We start from the raw sequence: 19405 nt of genomic DNA, 5'->3' as shown, positions 1-19405 counted from the left end.
CCGGGGGAACCGTCGGCGAACACTCACCGCACGGGGCTGCGGACGCACCGCGACACCCGGTAGACACATAGACCATGACGAACACCCTCGACCGTCGTACCCTGCTGCGCCTCGCCGGTGCCTCCGCCGGCACCGCCGTCCTCGCCGGCACCACCCTCGCCGCGGGCGGCCCCGCCCACGCGGCGGACGGCGCGTTCCGGCACGGGGTCGCCTCCGGCGATCCGCTGCCGGACGGCATCCTGCTATGGACCCGGGTCACCCCCGTGGCGGAGGCACTGCCCGGCTCCGGCCTCGGCCCGGACGTCGACGTGCGCTGGCAGGTCGCCGCCGACCCCGACTTCGCCACGGTGACCGCGCAGGGCGTGGCACCGACCGGCCCGACCCGCGACCACACCGTCAAGGTCGCGGTGACCGGGCTGGCCCCGGCGACGACGTACTGGTACCGGTTCGGTCACGGTGACGCCTGGTCGCCGACCGGTCGGACGATGACCGCCCCGGCGGCCGACGCGGCGATCGACCGGCTGCGGCTGGGCGTGGTGTCCTGCGCGAACTGGGAGGCCGGGCACTTCGCGGCCTACCGGCGGCTGGCCGACCGGGGTGACCTCAACCTGGTCGTGCACCTCGGTGACTACCTCTACGAGTACGGCACCGGCGAGTTCGACGCCGGCGGCACGGTGGTGCGCCCGGTCGTACCCGAGCACGAGACGCTGACCCTGGCCGACTACCGGGTCCGGCACGCGCTCTACAAGACCGACCCGGGTCTGCAGGCGTTGCACGCCGCCCTGCCCTGGGTGATCACCTGGGACGACCACGAGGTCGCCAACGATGCGTGGTCGGGCGGGGCGGAGAACCACACCCCGGGCAGCGAGGGCGCGTGGTCCGACCGGGTCGCCGCCGCCCGGCAGGCGTACCAGGAGTGGATGCCGGTGCGGACCGGCGCGGACGGCACGATCTACCGGCGGTTGCGCTTCGGCCGGCTCGCCGAGTTGTCCATGCTGGATCTGCGGTCGTACCGGTCGCAGCAGGCCGGCGGCACGGCGGTGGACGACCCGACCCGCACCATCGCCGGTACGGCCCAGCTGCGGTGGCTCGAAGACGGGTTGTCCGCCTCGACGGCACAGTGGAAACTGGTCGGCAACCCGGTGATGATGGCCCGGGTCGACCTGGGTTCGCTGCCGGCGTGGCTGCTCGGCCCGCTGGCCAAGCTGCTCGGCATCCCGCAGAACGGCGCGGTGCTCAACCCCGACCAGTGGGACGGCTACAACGCCGACCGCAACCGGCTGGTCGACCACCTGCAGGCGACCGACACCCGGGACGTGGTCTTCCTCACCGGCGACATCCACACCTCGTGGGCCAGCGAGGTGACCACCCGGTCGACGGGGTTGACCAACCCGGCCGCCGCCGAGTTCGTGGTGCCGTCGGTGACCAGCGACAACCTCGACGACGTCCTGGGGCTGCCGGCCGGCAACGGGCTGAGCCTGCTGGGCGCGACCCTGCTGCGCTCGACGAACCCGCACGTGAAGTGGACGGAGCTGGACGGGCACGGCTACGGCGTGCTGGAGGTGACCCCGCAGCGCTGCCGGATGGACTGGTACCACCTGGTCGACCGGACCCGGCCCGACAGCGCCAGCCGCTGGGCCGCCGGGTTCTCGGTCGGCGTCGGGTCGGCGAGGCTGCGCCGGGAGGACGCGCCGGCCTGACGGCGTCGACGCCGACCGGCCGACCCCCGTCGTGGGGGCCGGCCGGTCGGGCCCGGGCTCACCAGAGCTGCTGGACGATGTCCGCCGCCTGCTGCTCCCACTGGGCGTACGCGTACGGGTACGCCGAGACCTGGACGGTCTGCGCGGCGGTGGTCAGCGGCAGGTCCTCCCAGCCGTGCACGTTCTTCAACGCGTCGAAGAACGCCCGGGAGGCGTACCGGGGGTCGGTGACCTGCTCGGGCGTGCCCCACCCCGACGACGGGCGCTGCTGGAACAGGCCCTGCGAGTCGTGGTCGTTGTACGCGCCGAGGTGCCCCAGGTTGTACAGCTTCGACTCCTGCAGCGAGGTGGCCACGCCGATCACGGCGCCGCGCTCGCCCACGCCGCTGCGCTTGGCCTCGGCGATGATCTCCTTGGCGTTGGCGAGCTGCGCGTCGTCGAGCGGGACGCGGGACTGGGCGCCCTCGACGCCGCGCGGGATGAGTTCGTCGGTGCTCGGCTTGCCGGCCGGCACCTCGGTGGTGGGGGTGCCGGTGGTCAGTCCGGACTCGACGGTGACGCCCTGCCGGCCCTTGCCGGTGGCCAGGTCGATCGCGGCTCGGGCCCCCTCGTGGGGGCCGCTGGTGACGGGAGCGGCCACGGCGGCCGGCCCGAACGCCAGGCCGCCGAGGGCGGCGACGCCGGCGATGCTCAGTGCGGTCCTGCGGTCCTTCGCGATGGCCGGGAGCCATCGAGTGAAGTCCAGCTTCACGATGGTTGCCCTTTCGATCGTGGCGACGCGCTCCGGGGTGAGCGGGCCTCGGGGGAACTTCCCCGCCGGCCGGAGGTGTGCTGACCGGCGTACGGGGAACACAACCCACCGCCCCTGTCCGTCATTCCGCAAATGCGCACGCCACGTCGGGCTGTGGCCCGGCTCATCCCGGGGACCGGACACACCCCCCGGACCCGGACATCCGCCGACCCGGGGGCGCAGAAACGCCGATATGGCGGCATCGGAGGAGCCCGAATACCGCCATATCGGCGAGAACGGTGGAACGGAACGCGCGGAGCCGGCCTCAGTGGCCGCGGGCCAACCACTCCTGCAGGTGCGGGGCCTCCGCACCGACGGTGGTGTCGTCGCCGTGCCCGGTGTGCACCACGGTGTCCGCCGGCAGGGTGAGCAGCCGGGTACGGATCGACTCGACGATCATGGCGAAGTCGCTGTACGACCGGCCGGTCGCCCCCGGCCCACCGGCGAACAGGGTGTCCCCGGTGAACACCGCGCCCAGCGCCGGGGCGTGGAAGCTGCACGCGCCGGGGCTGTGCCCGGGGGTGTGCAGCACCCGCAGGACGGTGTCCCCGACGGTGATCTCCTGCCCGTCGGTCAGCTCCCCGTCGGGGGCCAGCCCGGGATGCACCAGGTCCCACAGCACCCGGTCGGCGGGGTGCAGCAGGATCGGCGCACCGGTCGCCTTGGCCAGTTCCGGGGCGACCCGGACGTGGTCGTCGTGGGCGTGGGTGGCGAGGATCGCCACCACCCGGCGGTCGCCGACGACCCGGCGGATCGCGGCCACGTCGTGCGGGGCGTCCAGCACCACGCACTCGGTGTCGTCCCCGACGACCCAGACGTTGTTGTCGACGTCGAAGGTCTGCCCGTCGAGGGAGAACGTGCCGGAGGTGACGGTGTGGTCGATCCGGGCGGTCACGGGAACACCACCACCGACCGCAGCACGTCCCCGTGGTGCATCCGACGGAACGCCTCCTCCACCTGGTCCAGGGCGATCTCCTCGGTGACGAAGGCGTCCAGGTCGAGGCGGCCCTGCAGGTAGAGCTGGGTGAGCAGCGGGAAGTCCCGGCTGGGCAGACAGTCGCCGTACCAGCTCGACTTCAGCGCGCCGCCCCGGCCGAAGACGTCGGGCAGCGGCAGTTCGACGGTCATCTCCGGGGTGGGCACCCCGACCAGCACGACGGTGCCGGCGAGGTCCCGGGCGTAGAACGCCTGCTTCCAGGTCTCCGGCCGGCCCACCGCGTCGATCACCACGTCCGCGCCGAACCCGCCGGTGGCGGCCCGGATCGCCTCCACGGCGTCCTCGGCGGAGGCGTCGACGGTGTGGGTGGCACCGAACTTCCGCGCCCAGTCGAGCTTACGGCCGTCGGTGTCCACCGCGACGATCGTGGTCGCGCCGGCCAGGACGGCTCCCGCGACCGCCGCGTCGCCGACCCCGCCGCAGCCGATGACGGCCACCGAGTCGCCCCGGGTGACCTGCCCGGTGTTCATGGCCGCGCCGAGACCGGCCATCACCCCGCAGCCGAGCAGCCCGACGGCGGCGGGCCGGGCCGCCGGGTCGACCTTGGTGCACTGACCCGCGTGGACCAGGGTCTTCTCGGCGAACGCGCCGATGCCCAGAGCCGGGGTCAGCTCGGTGCCGTCGGTGAGGGTCATCCTGCGGGCGGCGTTGTGGGTGTTGAAGCAGTACCACGGCCGACCCCGGCGGCAGGCCCGGCACTCGCCGCACACCGCACGCCAGTTGAGCACCACGAAGTCGCCGGGGGCGACGTCGGTGACGCCCTCGCCCACCTGCTCCACCACCCCGGCCGCCTCGTGGCCGAGCAGGAACGGGTAGTCGTCGTTGATGCCGCCCTCGCGGTAGTGCAGGTCGGTGTGGCAGACCCCGCAGGACTGCACCCGCACCACCGCCTCGCCGGGCCCCGGGTCGGGCACCACGATCGTGGTGACCTCGACCGGAGCGCCCTTGCTCCGTGAAATGACGCCCCGGACTTCCTGGCTCACGCTGTATCCTCCCTGCCTGCCGGCCCGACGGCCGGATGGGTCCCGCTCACCGCCGAACCTACCGCGATCATGCCGCCCGACCCATCGGTCCGCCGGACCCACCACCCGCCGGCCGCTCACCGCCGCCGTCGGGCCGCTCCCCCGGCGGTACGCACACCGTCACCTCCGGCGTCGCCACCGGCCCGGCGTCGAGGGCCTGCGCGCGCTGTCGCCGGGCGGCGTTGCGGTAGCGCAGGACCTGGACCGCACCCAGCGCCCAGAGCAGGTACTGCACGGCGAACGCCCACCGGAACGCCGACAGCGGCGGGGCCGGTGCGCGGGCCGGGGTGGTCAGGTCCAGCACCACCCCGATCGCCAGCACCAGCACGATCGAGGCGGCGAACCCGCCGACGTTGACGATGCCGGTGGCGCTGCCGATGCGGTGCACCGGGTTGAACGTGCGGGCGTAGTCGAAGCCGATCACCGCGCCGGGGCCGCCCAGGGCCAGCACCAGCACCAGGGCCACCAGCAGCCAGTGCGGCGAGCGGCCGGGCCAGGCCAGCACGACCGCCCAGACCGCGGCGCTGGCCGCGGTGACCACGAGGACCAGCGCCGAGCGGTGGAACGGGTGCCGGGCGCACAGGTGGGCGACCACCGGCCCGGCGACCAGCGTCCCGATCGTCATCAGGCTGAGCAGGGACGCGGCGACCGTCGGTGACAGCCCCTGCCCCTGCACCAGGAACGGGTAACCCCACAGCAGCGCGAACACGGCCCCGGAGAACTGGGCGACGAAGTGCGTCCACAGGCCCAGCCGGGTGCCCGGCTGGGCCCAGGCGGCGGCGAGTTCCCGCCGCACGGCCGACAGGGCGGGGGTGACGGCGACCCCCGGCCCGACGTGCGGGGCGTCCCGGACGGCGACGAGCACCAGCAGCACCGTCGTCGCCCCCAGCCCGGCGGCGACCAGGAACGCCGGGGTCCAACCGGCCCGGTGCAGCAGCGCCACCAGCGGCACCGCGGCAAGGATCGCGCCGAGCTGACCGACGGTGCCGGTGAGCTGCACCAGCAGCGGGTTGCGGCGGCCCGGGAACCAGAACGCGACGATCCGCAGCACGCTGATGAAGGTCATCGCGTCGCCGAGCCCCACCAGCACCCGGGCGGCGACGGCGAGCCGGACGTCGGTGGCGACGGCGAAGCAGAGCTGCCCGGTGACCATCAGCGTCCCGCCGGCCAGCAGCAGCCGGCGGGACCCGTACCGGTCCAGCAGCACGCCGACCGGGATCTGCATGGCCGCGTACACGACGAGCTGGGCGACCGAGAAGGCGGCCAGCGCGGAGGCGTTGACGGCGAACCGGTGGGTGGCCTCCACCCCGGTCACCCCGAGGGAGCTGCGGTGGAACACCGCCGCCAGGTAGGCGGTGACGGCCACCGCCCAGACCACGGTGGCCCGCCGGACGCTGGACGCGGGGACGACGCTCACCGGTGGGCCGGGCCGGCGTCCGGCACGCCGGTGCAATCGACGTGCCCGCCGCACCGGGCCGGGAACCGGCTGTTCCGCGTGGTGCCCCGACACCGGAACATCAGCGTACGGCTATCCGTCATACCACCATGGTGCGTCGGGGCCGGCGGGCGGGCGGTGGCGGGTGCGACGCCGGTGGCCCGCGCCACCGCCGGACGGGCGGTGCGGTCGCCGCACGGACGGGCAGGGGCGATCACCGCGACCGATCGACCCCGGCACGTGGGGTGACCGGACGGCGGGCACAATCGACGCATGTCTCCCCGCCGGTGGCTGCTCGCCGATCAACTCGGGCCGCACTTCCTGGACGACGACCGGCAACCGGTGCTGCTGGTCGAGGTCGCCGACCTGTTCCGGCATCGGCGGCTGCACCGGCAGAAGGCGCACCTGATCCTCAGCGCGCTGCGCCACCGCGCCGCCGAACTCGGCGACCGGGCCGTGCTGCTGCGCACCGCGACGTTCCGGGAGGCCCTGGCAGCCGTCGACGGCCCGGTCGAGGTCTGCCACCCGAGCACCCGGGCGACGCGGGACTTCGCCCGGTCCGTGCCGGGGCTGACGGTGCTGCCGCCCCGGGGTTTCCTCACCGACCGGGCGGACTTCGCCGACTGGGCGGACCGGCCACGGCGCGGGCCGCTGCGCATGGTCGACTTCTACCGGCACGCGAAGCGCCGCCACGGCGTGCTCACCGGCCCCGGCCCGGCCGACCGTGGCCGCGGCGCCCCGCAGGGGCGCACCCTGGACGTGCCGCCCCCACCGCCGATCGTCGAGGACGACATCGACGCCGGGGTGCGGGCCGACCTGGACCGGTGGGAACGCGACGGGGTGCGGTTCGTCGGCCGGGACGCCCCCCGCTCGCATCCGGCCACCGCCGCCGAGGCCGAGGACCGGCTGACGCACTTCCTGCGGTACCGGCTGCCCGCGTTCGGCCGCTACGGCGACGTGATGAGCGCCGAGGACCCGGTGCTGGCGCACGGGATGCTCTCCGCCGCGTTCAACCTCGGGCTGCTCGACCCGGCGGTGGCGGTGTCCCGGGCGGAGGCGGCGTGGCGGTCGGGTGACGCCCCGCTGGCCTCGGTGGAGGCGTTCGTCCGGGGGGTGCTCGGCTGGCGGGAGTTCCTCTGGCAGCTCTACTGGTACATCGACCCGCCCTACCTGGGCACCGGTTGGCTCGCCGCCACCGAACCGCTGCCGCAGTGGTTCGAGGACCTCGACGCCGACGCGGTGGAGGCACGCTGCCTGGCCGACGTGCTCGCCGGGGTCCGGGACCGGGCCTGGGCGCACCACGCCCAGCGGTTGCTGGTGCTCGGCAACCACGCGTTGCAGCGTGGCTGGCGGCCGACCGAACTGGTCGACTGGTTCCAACGCAGCTTCGTCGACGGCGCCGAGTGGGTGATGAACACGACCGTGCTCGGCATGAGCCAGTACGCCGACCTGGCCCGGGTGGACACCCGCCCGTACGCCGTGGACGGCCGGTACATCGACGAGATCAGCGACTACTGCACCGGCTGCCGCTACCAGCCGGACCGGGAACTCGGTGATCTCGCCTGCCCGTACACCGGTGGGTTCGCGGCGTTCCTGCACCGCAACCGGGAGCGGCTGGTGGGCGACCCGAGGCTCGCCGCGGAACTGGCCGCCCGCGACGACCCGGAACGCCGGGAGGCGGTGCTGGCGCAGGAGGAGAAGCGGGGCGGCAGCCCGCCCTGACCGGCCGTCCTCCCCCGCCACCACCGTCGCGGGCGGGAGTGTCGTGCCGTAGCCCGGGTCAGGCGACCTCACCGGCGGGTAGTTCCGCCGGCACCGGGGCCGCCACCCGGGCGGTCGGCGCGGACCGCGGGCCCGGCCCGCCGACGAGCCGGACCCCGGCGGCGACCAGCCGGCCGTGCGATCCGGGCGCGACCCGGGCCAGCAGGTCGGGCAGCTTCGCCGACCAGCCGATCAGCACCCGGCCGCGACGACGTTCGACCCCGCGCAGGATCACCTCGGCGGCCCGGCCGGGCGGGATGGACAGCAGCCTCTCGAACTGCCGCCGCGCCGCGTCGAACTCCTCGCGGGGCACCCCGCTGCCGACCCGGGCGTTGTGGGCGATGCGGGTGGCGATGCCGCCGGGGTGTACCGACGTCACCCCGATGCCGTCGTCGGCCAGTTCGTACCGCAACGCCTCGGTGAAACCCCGCAGGGCGAACTTGCTGGCCGCGTAGGCGGTCTGCCCGGCCGGGGCGATCAGCCCGAACAGGCTGGACACGTTGACCAGGTGTGCGCCGGGTTCGGCCCGCAACGCCGGCAGCAGGGCGTGGGTGAGCTGCACCGGGGCCCGGAAGTTGATGTCGACGACCCAGTGGAACTCGTCCATGGTGACCTGGTCGAACCGGCCACCGAGGGCCACCCCGGCGTTGTTGACCAGCAGCCGGATCCGGGGATGCCGGGCCATGACCTCCTCGGCCACCCGGGCGGTGGTGCACAGGTCGGCCAGGTCGACCAGGTGGGTGTCGACCCGACGACCGGGATGCGCGGCGCGGACCGCGGCGGCCACCGCGTCGAGCCGGTCGCCGTCGCGGTCGAGCAGGACCAGGTCGCTGCCGCGGCGGGCCAGCCCGTGGGCGAGGGCCTCGCCGATTCCGCTGGCGGCACCGGTGACCACGGCGGTCCCGGCCGTGAAGTCGAAGTTACGCACGCGGCCTCCTAGCTGCGGGGAAAGAGACGATGGGACGGTGGGAACGGGCTCAGCCGACCGGGGTGTCGGCGGTCGCCCGGGAGAAGCGGACCCCCTCGTCGACGAGCCGACCGTGTTTCATCAGCACGACGTCACGGGGATAGTTCTGGTACAGCCGCCACGGCGCGCGGGCACCCTGCCGGGGCAGCGTGTCCACACTGCGCAGCACGTACCCGGACCGCAGGTCGATCAGCGGCGACAGGTCGCCGTCGGGGGGCGCGACCGGGGTGACGACCTGCTGGCCGGTGGCATCCAGGTGCCGCAGCAGCCGGCACACGTAGCTGGCGACCAGGTCGGCCTTCAACGTCCACGAGGCGTTGGTGTAGCCGATGGTCAGCGCGAAGTTCGGCACCCCGGATAGCATCATCCCCTTGTACGCCACCGTCGCGCCGAGGTCGACGTCGACGCCGTCGACGGTGAGGGTCATCCCGCCGAGGGCCAGCAGTTGCAGCCCGGTGGCGGTGACCACGATGTCGGCGGGCAGCTCGACGCCGGAGCCGAGCCGGACGCCGCCCGGGGTGAACGCGGCGACGGTGTCGGTGACCACCGAGGCGCGGCCGGTGGACAGGGCGTCGAACAGGTCACCGTCGGGTGCCACGCACAGCCGCTGGTCCCACGGATCGTAGCGGGGCGAGAAGTGCCGGTCCACGTCGTACCCGGCAGGCAGCCGACCCTTGGCGGCCCGCCGCAGGAACGCCCGCACCGTCCGGGGCGCACGTCGGGCGAGCTGGTAGTTGACGGTGCCGAACAGCACGTTCTTGGCGCGTACCAGCCGGTGGGCGGCACGGGCGGGCAGCCGGCGGCGCAGCACGTCGGCCAGCCGGTCCCGGGCCGGCAACGCGATCACGTACGTGGGGGAACGCTGGAGCATGGTGACGTGCCCGGCGCGCCGCGCCAGCGCCGGCACCAGGGTCACCGCGGTGGCCCCGCTGCCGATCACCACCACCCGCCGGCCGGTGTGGTCGAGGTCGTCGGGCCAGTGCTGCGGGTGCACCAGCCGACCCGTGTACCGTCCCACGTCCGGGAAGTCGGGGGTGTAGCCGGCGTCGTACCGGTAGTAGCCGGTGCAGGAGAAGAGGAAACCGCAGGTCAGGACGATGTCCTCGGCGGTGTCGTCGCGGTGCACGTGGACCGTCCAGCGGGCGGTGGTGCTGTCCCACTCGGCGCGGCGCACCCGGTGGCGGAACCGGATGTGCTCCTCGACGCCGTACTCGCGGGCGGTTTCCCGGACGTAGCGCAGGATGGTGTCGCCGCCGGCGATGGCCTGCGGTGCGGTCCACGGGCGGAACGCGTAGCCGAGGGTGAACATGTCCGAGTCGGAGCGGATGCCGGGGTAGCGGAACAAATCCCAGGTGCCACCGATCGCGTCCCGCGCCTCAAGGACCGCGTACGTCGTGTCGGGGCAGGTGCGCCGCAGGTGGCAGGCGGCACCGACACCGGACAACCCCGCGCCGACGACGAGCACGTCGACGTGGTCGGTGGGCATCGCGTCTCCCTGGTCCGAGGCGTGACCGGACCCTATCCCACCCTCCCGGGGCGGCGGGTGCCGCCGACCCGCCCGACCGGCCGGACCGTCCGGCCGTATCCGCCGCCCCGGTGGGTGGGTGGGCCCCTCCCGGTCGGCGGGCCGGGGCCCGGCGGACAATGGCCGGGGCGGACCGGCCCGGACAGGGCCGGCAACCACCACCGGGCGAGGGAGGCGACGGGCGGCATGGCCGACACCACCGGGCTGCGGGCCGACTGCACCCGCTGCGTCGGGTTGTGCTGCGTCGCTCCGGCTTTCGCCGCCTCCGCCGACTTCGCCCGGGACAAACCCGCCGGCCGCCCCTGCCACCACCTGCGCGTCGACTCCCGCTGCGGCATCCACGACGAGCTGCGCGACCGCGGCTACCCCGGCTGCGTCGTGTTCGACTGCTTCGGCGCCGGCCAGCGGGTCAGCCAGGTCACCTTCGCCGGCCGGGACTGGCGCACCGACCCGGCCACCGCCGTCGGCATGTTCGCCGCGTTCACCGTCACCCGCCCCCTGCACGAGCTGCTCTGGTATCTCACCGAGGCGCTCACCCTCACCCCCGCCGGCCCGCTGCACGACGAGCTGCGCGCCGCCCGCGACGCCACCGACGCGCTGGCCGGCGGCACGCCGCAGGAGCTTTCCACCGTCGACGTGGACGCCCACCGCGACCTGGTGAACCCGCTGCTCGCGGCCGCCAGCGAGGCCGCCCGTGCCGGCATTGGCGGGGCCGACCGGCGGGGCGCGCTGCTGCTCGGCGCGGACCTGCGGGGCGCGGACCTGCGCGGGGCGAACCTGCGCGGCGCCCGACTGCTCGGCGCGGACCTACGTCGGGCCGACCTGCGCCGGGCCGACGTCACCGGGGCCGACCTGCGCGGCGCGGACCTGCGCGCAGCCGACCTGTCCGACACCCTGTTCCTGCACCAGTCCCAGCTCGAGGCGGCCCGGGGCGACCGGCACACCGCCCTGCCCGCCCGGCTGCGCCGCCCCGCGCACTGGACCACGGTGGTGCCGCCCACCCCGGCCCGCCGGCCGCGCCGCCCCCGCCGCTGACAGCCCTCGCCGCTGACGGCGACCGGCGTGGCCGCGCCCCGGCGGGTGGGTTTGCCGGGCGGTAGGGCGGGCAGGTAGGTCGGCATGACGGAACAACCACGCACCGACCGGGCCGACACCGACGAGCCGGACGGCGTGCCGGCGTACGAGGCGTCGCTGCGCCCGCCGGGCGAGTCGCTGGGCGACGGCGGGGACACCGGCGACGACTTCGCCGACCTGCCCGCCGAGGAACACCGGTCGGCCCGGGAGACCAGCCGCGCCGGCTACGACGTGGCCGCCGTCTCCGGCGCGGCCGACCCCGCCGAGGAGGAGGCCGCCCACCCGCCCACCGAGTAGCGCGCCGCCACCGGCCCCGGCGCGGCCACGGCGACGCGGTGGGCGTCGGCGCGCGGGGCCCGGGGCTCAGCGGGCGACGCCCGCCGCCGCCCGCGCCTGCGTCATCCCCCGGTTGGCCAGTGCGTCGGCACGCTCGTTCTCCGGGTGGCCGTTGTGCCCCTTCACCCAGTGCCAGCTCACCTCGTGCCGGGCACAGGCCGCCTCCAGCCGCTGCCACAGGTCGGCGTTCTTCACCGGCTGCTTCGCCGCGGTACGCCACCCGTTGCGCTTCCACGACGCCAGCCAGCCGGTGATGCCGTTGCGCACGTACGTGCTGTCGGTGTGCAGCCGTACCGTGGCCGGCCGGGTCAGCGCCTCCAACGCCTCGATCGCGGCGGTCAGCTCCATCCGGTTGTTGGTGGTCGGGGTGGCCTCGCCACCGCACAGCTCCCGCTCGTGCCCGCCGTAGCGCAGCAGCACACCCCAACCCCCCGGCCCCGGGTTGCCACTGCACGCCCCGTCGGTCCAGATCTCCACGACCCCGTCCACCATGCCGCCGAACCTACCGGCACCCCACCGGGCCCCCGCCGCAGGGACACGGACGCGCCCCGCCACCGGCCGGAAAACGGGCGGCGGCCCTGGACCGGCTCTGGCAGAGTCGGCGACCGTGACCATCGACGAAGACGCCGTACGGGCCGAGGTACGCCGGACCATCCACGCGCTCGTCGACTCCGGCCGGGAGGCGGGCGTGCAGGTGGCGGCCTACCGGCACGGCCGGCTGATCGTCGACGAGACCGCCGGGACCGCCGACGCCACCACCGGCCGGCCGCTGGCCGCCGACACCCCGATCTTCAGCGTCTCCACCGGCAAGGGCCTGACCAGCAGCGTCGTGCACGTCCTCGCCGAAGCGGGCCGGCTCGACCACGACCTGCGCGTCGCCGACGTCTGGCCGGAGTTCGCCCGGCACGGCAAGCACACCGTCACCCTGCGGCACGTGCTCACCCACACCGCCGGGGTGCCCGACCTCCCCGCCGACGTCACCCCCGCCGACTTCACCGACTGGGACCGGATGTGCGCCCTCGTCGCCGACGCGGTGCCCCGCTGGGCGCCCGGCGAACAGATCGCCTACCACGCCTGGACGTACGGCTGGCTGGTCGGCGAGGTGGTCCGCCGGGCCACCGACCGGACGATCTCCACCGTCCTCGCCGAGGACGTCGCCGCCCCGCTGGGCGTCACCGGGGAACTGTTCTTCGGGGTGCCCGACGCCGACCTGCCCCGGCTGGCCGTCCTGGAGGACAACGGCCTGGCCGACCTGATGGCGTTCGCCTCCGCCCACCTGCCGCACTTCGACGCCGTCGCCCCACCGGCCGTCCACCCCGACGCCACCATCGGCAGCCGACCCGACGTGCTGCGCGCCGACGTGCCCGCCGTGGGCACCCTCACCGCCCGCGCCGCCGCCCGGCTCTACGCCGCACTCATCGGCGACGTCGACGGGGTACGCCTGATCTCCGCCGACCGGCTGCGCCAGGTCAGCGCCGTCGCCGTCCGGGGCGTCGAGTGGGTGTTCGGGCAGGAGATGGCGTTCGGCCTCGGCTACGCCGTCGACGACGACGGCTCGTTCGGCACCTCCGGCAGCGGCGGCAGCCTCGCCTACGCGTACCCGCAGCTGGGCCTGTCGGTGGCGGCGACCCGCAACCGGCTCGGCGCGAACGACGGCGACCCGATGGAGGGCCTACGGACGCTGATCCGCGACGCGGTCCGGGCCGCCGGCTGACCGCCGCCCCGGCTCAGCGCCGGCTCAGCGCTGGGTCAGCCGGGCCCGCAGCCGGCCCACCGCGTCACCGACCACCGCCGAGGTCATCGGCAGCAGCGGACTCGACCGCATCAGGGCCACGTCCTCAGCCGGGCTCGTCGCCCCGTCGAGGAACCGCAGCACCCGCGACGCCGGGTTCCGGTCGAACAGCCTGTCGAAGAACTCCGGCCCGGCCACCGCCCCGGAGTCCCACGCCCGCAACGCCACCGCGTCCATCCACCGGTGCCGCCCCGGGTACGCCGGCCGCGGCACCGGCGGACGACCGGCGGCGAGCGCGGCGGCGACCTGCCCGGCCTGGCGGTGCATCGCCGAGAAGGTGAACCCGGTCGACGGGCGGGTCGCCCCACCGGCGGTGCCCAGGCGCACCACCCGGGGCGACGGGCGGGCGTCGAACGGGGCGTCGGTCATCGGGATCACCCCGTCCTCCACCTCCCGCACCGTCAACGCCGTCAGATCCAGTCCGAGCAGCCCCGCGTAGCCGCGCAGGCCGGCGTCGTAGCCCGCGTCGGTGAGCACCGCCGGGGAGAACTCGGTGTACTCGACGAGCGCGTACCGGTCGCTGACCGGCAGCACGTAACCGAACGAGACCCCCCGGGCCGGCTGCGGGGTGCGGAAGTCCATCAGCACCGCCCGCCCCGGATCGAACACCGGCGTCGACGACTCCAACCACCAGCCCCGGAAGTGCTGCAACCAGGCCGTTCGGCCGGGCCGGCGGGGCGGACGCGGACGCGAGTCGAGCACCCATCCGGCGCGCAGCACCGCCCGCCCGTCGGTGTCACGCACCGTCACCGCCGTGCCGTCGTCGTCGAGCGCCCCCACCGCCACGTCGTGGCGGGTCGCACCGAGCCGCCGCTCCGCCTCGGCGGCCCGCTCGTAGACCGGGGCGGAACGCAGCATCGCGTACCGCAGCGGGGCCAGCTCCAGCACCCGGGTCGCCGCTGCGGTGGTCACCTCCACCCGCGGCCAGCTGGCGCTGAGCATCGGCTCCAGATCACCGCCGGGCGCGCCCCAGAACGCCCAGGTGCGGTCCTGGCCGCGCTTGCGCACCGGGTCCACCACGGCGACCCGCAACCCCGGTAGCTCGTGCCGGGCCAGCGCGGCGAGCACCAGCGAACCGGCCCCACCACCACCGACGACGGCCAGGTCGACCTCGCGCACACCCACCAGGTCACGCTGTCACACCCCTGCCGGGCCGCAGGCACGGACCCCACCCACCACGCGCCACCCGCATCCCGGCCCGCAACCGCCCACCGTGCCGCCGACCGTGCACCCTGGCGCCGGAGAGGCGGCCGGGTAGCGTGCCGCCCCATGACCCCGTCCGCCAACACCCTCACCGCCCGCTGGGCGGCCCGCCTGGACGACCGGCAGACCGTCCTGTCCGGTGCCGGGGTGTACCCGCTGCTCGCCCAACTCGCCCGGTACGCCACCGGCCCGGCCCGCGACGAACTGCACGCCGTCGCCCCCACCCCCGCCGCCCCGGTCGACTCCCCCACCACCCGCCTCGCGGCCGGCTTCTGGTCCCGCGCCGGGCTGCCCCTGGGCCGCCGCTGGCTGACCGAGGTGGACGCCGCGAACCGGGGCGAGCTGACCGGCGACCCGGCCGTCGACCAGCCGCGCCTCGACCGATGGGTGCGGCAGCACACCGACGGCCTGGTCGACCGGATGCCGGTCCAGGTCGGGCCGGGGACCGCGCTGGTGCTGGCCACCGCGCTGAGTGTGCTGGTCGACTGGGCCACCCCGTTCCACCCCGCCCCCTACCGGCCGGCGACCGGCCCGTGGCACGGTCGCACCCTGGCCGGGCTGCACCGGGCCGGCGGCGACCCGGCCGCGCTGCGGGTCGCCGACACCGCCGCCGGCCCGGTCAGCCTGCTCACCGTCGCCGGGGACGCCGACGTCGACGTGCTGCTCGCCCTCGGCCCGGACGGGCAACCCGCCGCCCGGGTGCTCCCGGCCGCGATCGGGGCGCTCGACCACCCGGCGACCCTGCCCGCACCGGCCGGACCCGGCGTCACCGAGGACACCGTCGACGCATACGACGACCGGCCGGAGCTGCTGGTGCGTACCGTCGGGTTCACCGTGACCGGCGAGCACGACCTGCTCGACCACGCCGACCTGTTCGGCCTCGCCACCGCCGCCCGCGACGGCGACCACTTCCCCGACATCAGCCCCCGGCTGTCGGTGTCCGACGCCCGGCAGAGCGCCCGCGCCGAGTTCACCACCACCGGCTTCCGGGCCGCCGCCGTCACCGCCCTGGCCATGCGGGCCGGCGGCGCGGCACCCCGCGCCACCGTCCGACGGCGACGGGTACGCCTCGACGTGGACCGCCCGTTCGGATTCCTCGCCGTGCACCGCCCCACCGGCCTGGTGCTGGTCGCCGGCTGGGTGACCGACCCGACGCCGGCCTGACACCGGACCCGCACCCACCGGCGCGTAGGTTCGGGGGGACCGGACCACCTGCGGCGACGATCGGGGAACCAGCATGACGGACGGCACGCGGCAACCCCGGCGGGTCGGGCTGCTCGGCTACGGCGTCGCCGGCCGGGTGTTCCACGCCCCGCTGATCGCCACCACCGGCGGGCTGCGGCTGGCCGCCGTCGTCACCGCCGACCCGCAGCGCCGGCAACAGGTCGCCGACGAACACCCCGACGCCCGGGTCGTCGACGACGCCGGGGCGTTGTGGGCCGACCCGGACGCCCTCGACCTGGTGGTGGTGGCCACCCCGAACAGCTCCCACGTCACCCACGCCCGGGCCGCGCTCGCCGCCGGGCTGCCGGTGGTGGTGGACAAGCCGCTCGCCGCCACCGCCGCCGACGCCCGCGCGCTGGTCGACGAGGCGGACCACCGGGGCGTCCCGCTGACCGTGTTCCAGAACCGCCGCTGGGACGGCGACTTCCGCACCGTACGACGGCTGGTCGAGGGCGGCGCGCTCGGTCGGGTGACCCGGTTCGAGTCCCGGTTCGAACGCTGGCGACCGCAGATCAAAGCCGGCTGGCGGGAGGGCGGCAGCCCCGCCGACGCCGGCGGGGTCCTCTACGACCTCGGCGCGCACCTCGTCGACCAGGCCGTGCAGCTGTTCGGGCCGGTCGACACCGTCTACGCCGAGGTGGACCGGCGTCGCCCCGGCGCGCAGGTCGACGACGACGCGTTCGTGGCGCTCACCCACGTCGGCGGGGTCCGCTCCCACCTGTGGATGAGCGCGGTCACCGCCCAGCTCGGCCCCCGGCTACGGGTCCTCGGCGACCGCGCCGCGTACACCTGCCACGGCCTCGACGGGCAGGAGGACGCGCTGCGCCGTGGCGGCCGGCCCGATTCACCCGGCTGGGGCGAGGTCACCCCCGACCGGTACGGCCTGCTCGGTGCGGGCGACGACCTCCGCCCGGTGCCCACCGAACCGGGCCGCTACCAGGACTTCTACGCCCAGGTCGCGACGGCGTTACGCGGCGACGGACCACTGCCGGTAGACCCCCGGGACGCGGTACGCACGGTGGAACTGATCGAGCTGGCGCACCGCAGCGCCGCCGAGCGGACCGTGCTGCCCGTCCCCGCCTGACCTGGACCTGACGGTACGGCGGAAACCACGAATTGCCGTTGAGCCGACCTGCCGCATCTGCCACCGTCAGCCGATGACCGACGACGACGAGCCGGGCCGGCAGCCGCCCGGCACCGACTACCGCACCCTCAACCGGGCCAGTTGGGACGACCGGGCCGCCGCCCACGCCGCCTCCCCGGACTACGCCGTGGAACGGTTCGCCGCCGACCCGGCCCACCTCAGCGAGGTGGTCCGGTTCGACCTGCCCCGCCTCGGTGACGTGGCCGGGCTGCGCGGCGTGCACCTGCAGTGCCACATCGGCACCGACACCGTGTCGCTGCACCGGCTCGGCGCGCGGATGACCGGCCTGGACTTCTCCGGCGCGTCGCTGGCCCAGGCCCGGTCGCTGGCCGGGCGCACCGGCGCGGCCGTCGACTTCGTCCAGGCCGACGTGTACGACGCGCCCGACGTGCTCGGCGTCGGCGGCTTCGACCTGGTCTACACCGGCGTCGGCGCACTGTGCTGGCTGCCGGACATCCGCCGCTGGGCGGGCGTGGTCGCCGCCCTGCTGCGTCCGGGAGGGCGACTGTTCCTGCGCGAGGGGCACCCGATGCTGTGGGCCCTGGACGAAACCCGCCCGGACGGCGTGCTGGCGGTCGAGCACCCGTACTTCGAGCGTGCCGAACCGTTGGTGTTGGACGAGGGCGGCACGTACGTGAGCACCGAGGCCACCTTCACCCACAACACCACCCACGAGTGGAACCACGGGCTCGGCGAGGTGGTCACCGCCCTGCTCGACTCCGGGTTGGAGTTGACCATGCTGCACGAGCACGACAGCGCCCCCTGGGACGCGCTGCCGGGGCGGCAGACCCGCGACGCGTACGGCGAGTGGCGGCTGACCGAACGCCCGTGGCGGCTCCCCCAGACCTACACCCTCCAGGCCCGCCGCCGCTGATCCCGGCGCACAGGTCGGCGGGTTCGTCGGCCTGTGCGCGTGGCGTGCGGGTCACTACCCCTAAGGCATCCTAGGAGGCTGGGTTGTGAGGTGGGCACGGCTGTCCGCGGTGTCCCGGCAATTCCGCCGCTCTCCGGCGGACGGGAAAACACGTGACGGCAACGAAGATTTCTCATTTACCCCGGTAGGAGGGCCCATCCCTCCTAGTGTTGGGCACACCGGTGCTAGTTGCGGAGTTGGCCACCCGAACGACGTCCCACGCAGACAGCGGACGAAAAGTGAGGGAAGACGCGTATGAAGGCACAGAAGATCCTCGTATCGACGGCGCTCGGCGTGGGACTCGGCACGCTCCTGCTCCCGACCGCCGCACTCGCGGACACCACGGTGTCGCCGGCCACCACGCCGGTCGGCGGGACGGTCGTGCTCACCGCGACGACCTGCAACCCGAAGGCGGGTGACGTGATCTTCCGGGTCACCGGCCCGGACCGGGACCAGAACGTCCGCTCCACCACCGCCGCGGCGGGCGGCGGACTGAGCGCCGAACTCTTCACCGCCGGATTCACCCTGGGCAGCTACACCGTGGCCGCCACCTGCGGCGACGGCAGCTCCGCCGGCAGCGCCACCTTCACCGTCACGCCGATCGGCGCGGCACCCGCCGGAGCCGGTGGCGGCACCGGCAACACCGGCCTGCTGGCCGCCGGCGGCGCCCTCGCCGGTGCCGCCGCGATCGGCACCACCGTGCTGCTGCGCCGCCGACGCCGGGCGGCCGCGGGCACCGTCGCCTGACGACACGACAGGCGTCGGTCGACGACGCGCCACACCATCCCTGGGGACGGGTGCCCGCACCGAACCGGTACGGGCACCCCGACCACATCGGACGTCGGGGAGGACGGGCGATGGGCGTACGCGAGTGGGCGGGCCGGACCCGCGCCGCCGTCACCGCGGTCACCCTCAGCGGCATCGCCGGGATCGCGCTGATCGCCGCCGGGCTGACCCTCGGACCGGTCGGACCACCCCAGCCGAGCATCGACGTCAGCGGCGGCAACACCAGCCGCTCCCCCGTCCCGGCGCTGCCCCGCTCCACCCCGGTCCGCATCGACATCCCGGCCATCGGCGTGCACGCCGACCTGGTGCCGGTGGCCGGCGACCCGAACGGCACCCTGGAGGTGCCGCCACTGGACCGACCCACCGTCGCCGGCTGGTACCGGCCCGGGGCCAGCCCCGGCGAGGCGGGCAACGCCGTCGTCGTCGGGCACGTCGACACCCGCGACGGGCCGGCGGTCTTCTTCGACCTGGGGCGGCTGCGCCCCGGGGACACCGTCCGGGTCACCCGCGCCGACGGGCGGGTGGTGCGGTTCGCGGTCGACGGCGTCGGGGCGTACCCGAAGCGGAACTTCCCCACCGCGCTGGTCTACGGGCCAGGCGGACCCGGACCGACGCTGCGCCTGGTCACCTGTGGAGGACGGTTCGACGAACGGTCCCGCGACTACTCCGACAACGTCGTCGTACGGGCCACCGCCGTCGGCTGACCCGCCCCGCCCGGTGTCGCGCCGACCCACTA

Annotated in this window: 18 protein-coding genes; 10 read left to right on the top strand and 8 right to left on the bottom strand. The window is 75.1% G+C overall.

The genetic code is table 11. From position 1 onward, the window contains the following. Positions 1-74 precede the first annotated feature (74 nt). Positions 75-1700 carry an alkaline phosphatase D family protein gene (locus ACN260_RS13640; RefSeq protein WP_422756320.1) on the top strand — a complete coding sequence of 542 codons (1626 nt, stop codon included), beginning with the start codon at positions 75-77 and terminating at the stop codon, positions 1698-1700. A gap of 58 nt (positions 1701-1758) precedes the next feature. Here the strand turns inward: ACN260_RS13640 and ACN260_RS13635 are convergent, their stop codons facing one another. The 4 genes from ACN260_RS13635 to ACN260_RS13620 all read right to left on the bottom strand — a co-directional run bounded on the left by ACN260_RS13635 (position 1759) and on the right by ACN260_RS13620 (position 5926). Further along, complete coding sequence (locus ACN260_RS13635; protein ID WP_422756319.1) at positions 1759-2451, bottom strand: hypothetical protein; 693 nt, start codon at positions 2449-2451, stop codon at positions 1759-1761. A 304-nt stretch (positions 2452-2755) separates the two neighbouring features. Further along, complete coding sequence (locus tag ACN260_RS13630; RefSeq protein ID WP_422756318.1) at positions 2756-3385, bottom strand: MBL fold metallo-hydrolase; 630 nt, start codon at positions 3383-3385, stop codon at positions 2756-2758. Further along, positions 3382-4470: an S-(hydroxymethyl)mycothiol dehydrogenase gene (locus ACN260_RS13625; protein ID WP_422756317.1), complete on the bottom strand. Its 1089-nt coding sequence runs from the start codon at positions 4468-4470 to the stop codon at positions 3382-3384. Before ACN260_RS13625 ends, ACN260_RS13630 begins: the two co-directional genes overlap by 4 nt. A 67-nt stretch (positions 4471-4537) precedes the next feature. Beyond that, positions 4538-5926 (bottom strand): MFS transporter, encoded by a 1389-nt coding sequence (locus ACN260_RS13620; protein WP_422756316.1) that lies wholly within the window; start codon positions 5924-5926, stop codon positions 4538-4540. Positions 5927-6217: 291 nt separating this feature from the next. Between ACN260_RS13620 and ACN260_RS13615 the strand changes: the two genes are divergently transcribed. Beyond that, on the top strand, positions 6218-7666 hold the full coding sequence (locus ACN260_RS13615; protein WP_422756315.1) for a cryptochrome/photolyase family protein: 1449 nt from the start codon (positions 6218-6220) through the stop codon (positions 7664-7666). A 58-nt stretch (positions 7667-7724) separates the two neighbouring features. Here ACN260_RS13615 and ACN260_RS13610 read toward each other — a convergent pair whose 3' ends face one another. Together ACN260_RS13610 and ACN260_RS13605 are read right to left on the bottom strand one after the other, a co-directional pair. Further along, the gene (locus ACN260_RS13610) at positions 7725-8633 is read right to left on the bottom strand and encodes an SDR family NAD(P)-dependent oxidoreductase (RefSeq protein WP_422756314.1); all 909 of its coding nucleotides are present in this window, start codon (positions 8631-8633) and stop codon (positions 7725-7727) included. A 49-nt stretch (positions 8634-8682) separates the two neighbouring features. Continuing rightward, a complete protein-coding gene (locus ACN260_RS13605) occupies positions 8683-10158 on the bottom strand; it encodes a flavin-containing monooxygenase (protein ID WP_422756313.1) in 1476 nt (491 codons plus the stop codon). A gap of 225 nt (positions 10159-10383) precedes the next feature. Here ACN260_RS13605 and ACN260_RS13600 point away from each other — a divergent pair, with 225 nt between their 5' ends. Together ACN260_RS13600 and ACN260_RS13595 are read left to right on the top strand one after the other, a co-directional pair. Further along, the gene (locus ACN260_RS13600) at positions 10384-11232 is read left to right on the top strand and encodes a pentapeptide repeat-containing protein (protein WP_422756312.1); all 849 of its coding nucleotides are present in this window, start codon (positions 10384-10386) and stop codon (positions 11230-11232) included. 84 nt (positions 11233-11316) lie between these two features. Beyond that, positions 11317-11568: a hypothetical protein gene (locus tag ACN260_RS13595; RefSeq protein WP_422756311.1), complete on the top strand. Its 252-nt coding sequence runs from the start codon at positions 11317-11319 to the stop codon at positions 11566-11568. Between the two features lie 66 nt (positions 11569-11634). On the opposite strand, the gene rnhA is transcribed toward ACN260_RS13595, so the two are convergent. Next, positions 11635-12099 carry a ribonuclease HI gene (rnhA, locus tag ACN260_RS13590; RefSeq protein WP_422756310.1) on the bottom strand — a complete coding sequence of 155 codons (465 nt, stop codon included), beginning with the start codon at positions 12097-12099 and terminating at the stop codon, positions 11635-11637. A 115-nt stretch (positions 12100-12214) separates the two neighbouring features. Between rnhA and ACN260_RS13585 the strand changes: the two genes are divergently transcribed. After that, positions 12215-13321, top strand: a complete 1107-nt coding sequence (locus ACN260_RS13585; protein WP_422756309.1) for a serine hydrolase domain-containing protein — start codon at positions 12215-12217, stop codon at positions 13319-13321. 24 nt (positions 13322-13345) lie between these two features. On the opposite strand, the gene ACN260_RS13580 is transcribed toward ACN260_RS13585, so the two are convergent. After that, the gene (locus ACN260_RS13580; protein WP_422756308.1) at positions 13346-14524 is read right to left on the bottom strand and encodes a lycopene cyclase family protein; all 1179 of its coding nucleotides are present in this window, start codon (positions 14522-14524) and stop codon (positions 13346-13348) included. A gap of 144 nt (positions 14525-14668) precedes the next feature. Between ACN260_RS13580 and ACN260_RS13575 the strand changes: the two genes are divergently transcribed. From ACN260_RS13575 to ACN260_RS13555, 5 genes are all read left to right on the top strand, one after another. Then, complete coding sequence (locus ACN260_RS13575) at positions 14669-15766, top strand: serpin family protein (protein ID WP_422756307.1); 1098 nt, start codon at positions 14669-14671, stop codon at positions 15764-15766. A 73-nt stretch (positions 15767-15839) separates the two neighbouring features. Next, positions 15840-16910 (top strand): Gfo/Idh/MocA family oxidoreductase, encoded by a 1071-nt coding sequence (locus ACN260_RS13570; RefSeq protein WP_422756306.1) that lies wholly within the window; start codon positions 15840-15842, stop codon positions 16908-16910. 73 nt (positions 16911-16983) lie between these two features. Continuing rightward, positions 16984-17844, top strand: coding sequence for a class I SAM-dependent methyltransferase (locus ACN260_RS13565; RefSeq protein WP_422756305.1), 861 nt, complete (start codon positions 16984-16986; stop codon positions 17842-17844). A gap of 294 nt (positions 17845-18138) precedes the next feature. Beyond that, on the top strand, positions 18139-18630 hold the full coding sequence (locus tag ACN260_RS13560) for a hypothetical protein (protein WP_422756304.1): 492 nt from the start codon (positions 18139-18141) through the stop codon (positions 18628-18630). Positions 18631-18740: 110 nt separating this feature from the next. Then, positions 18741-19373, top strand: a complete 633-nt coding sequence (locus ACN260_RS13555) for a class F sortase (RefSeq protein ID WP_422756303.1) — start codon at positions 18741-18743, stop codon at positions 19371-19373. Positions 19374-19405: the final 32 nt, after the last annotated feature.

The organism is Micromonospora sp. WMMD708 (assembly GCF_049315245.1).
Lineage (GTDB): Bacteria > Actinomycetota > Actinomycetes > Mycobacteriales > Micromonosporaceae > Micromonospora > Micromonospora wenchangensis.
The sequence above is the reverse complement of the archived record's forward strand: the minus strand, read 5'-3'. Positions and strand labels throughout refer to the sequence as shown.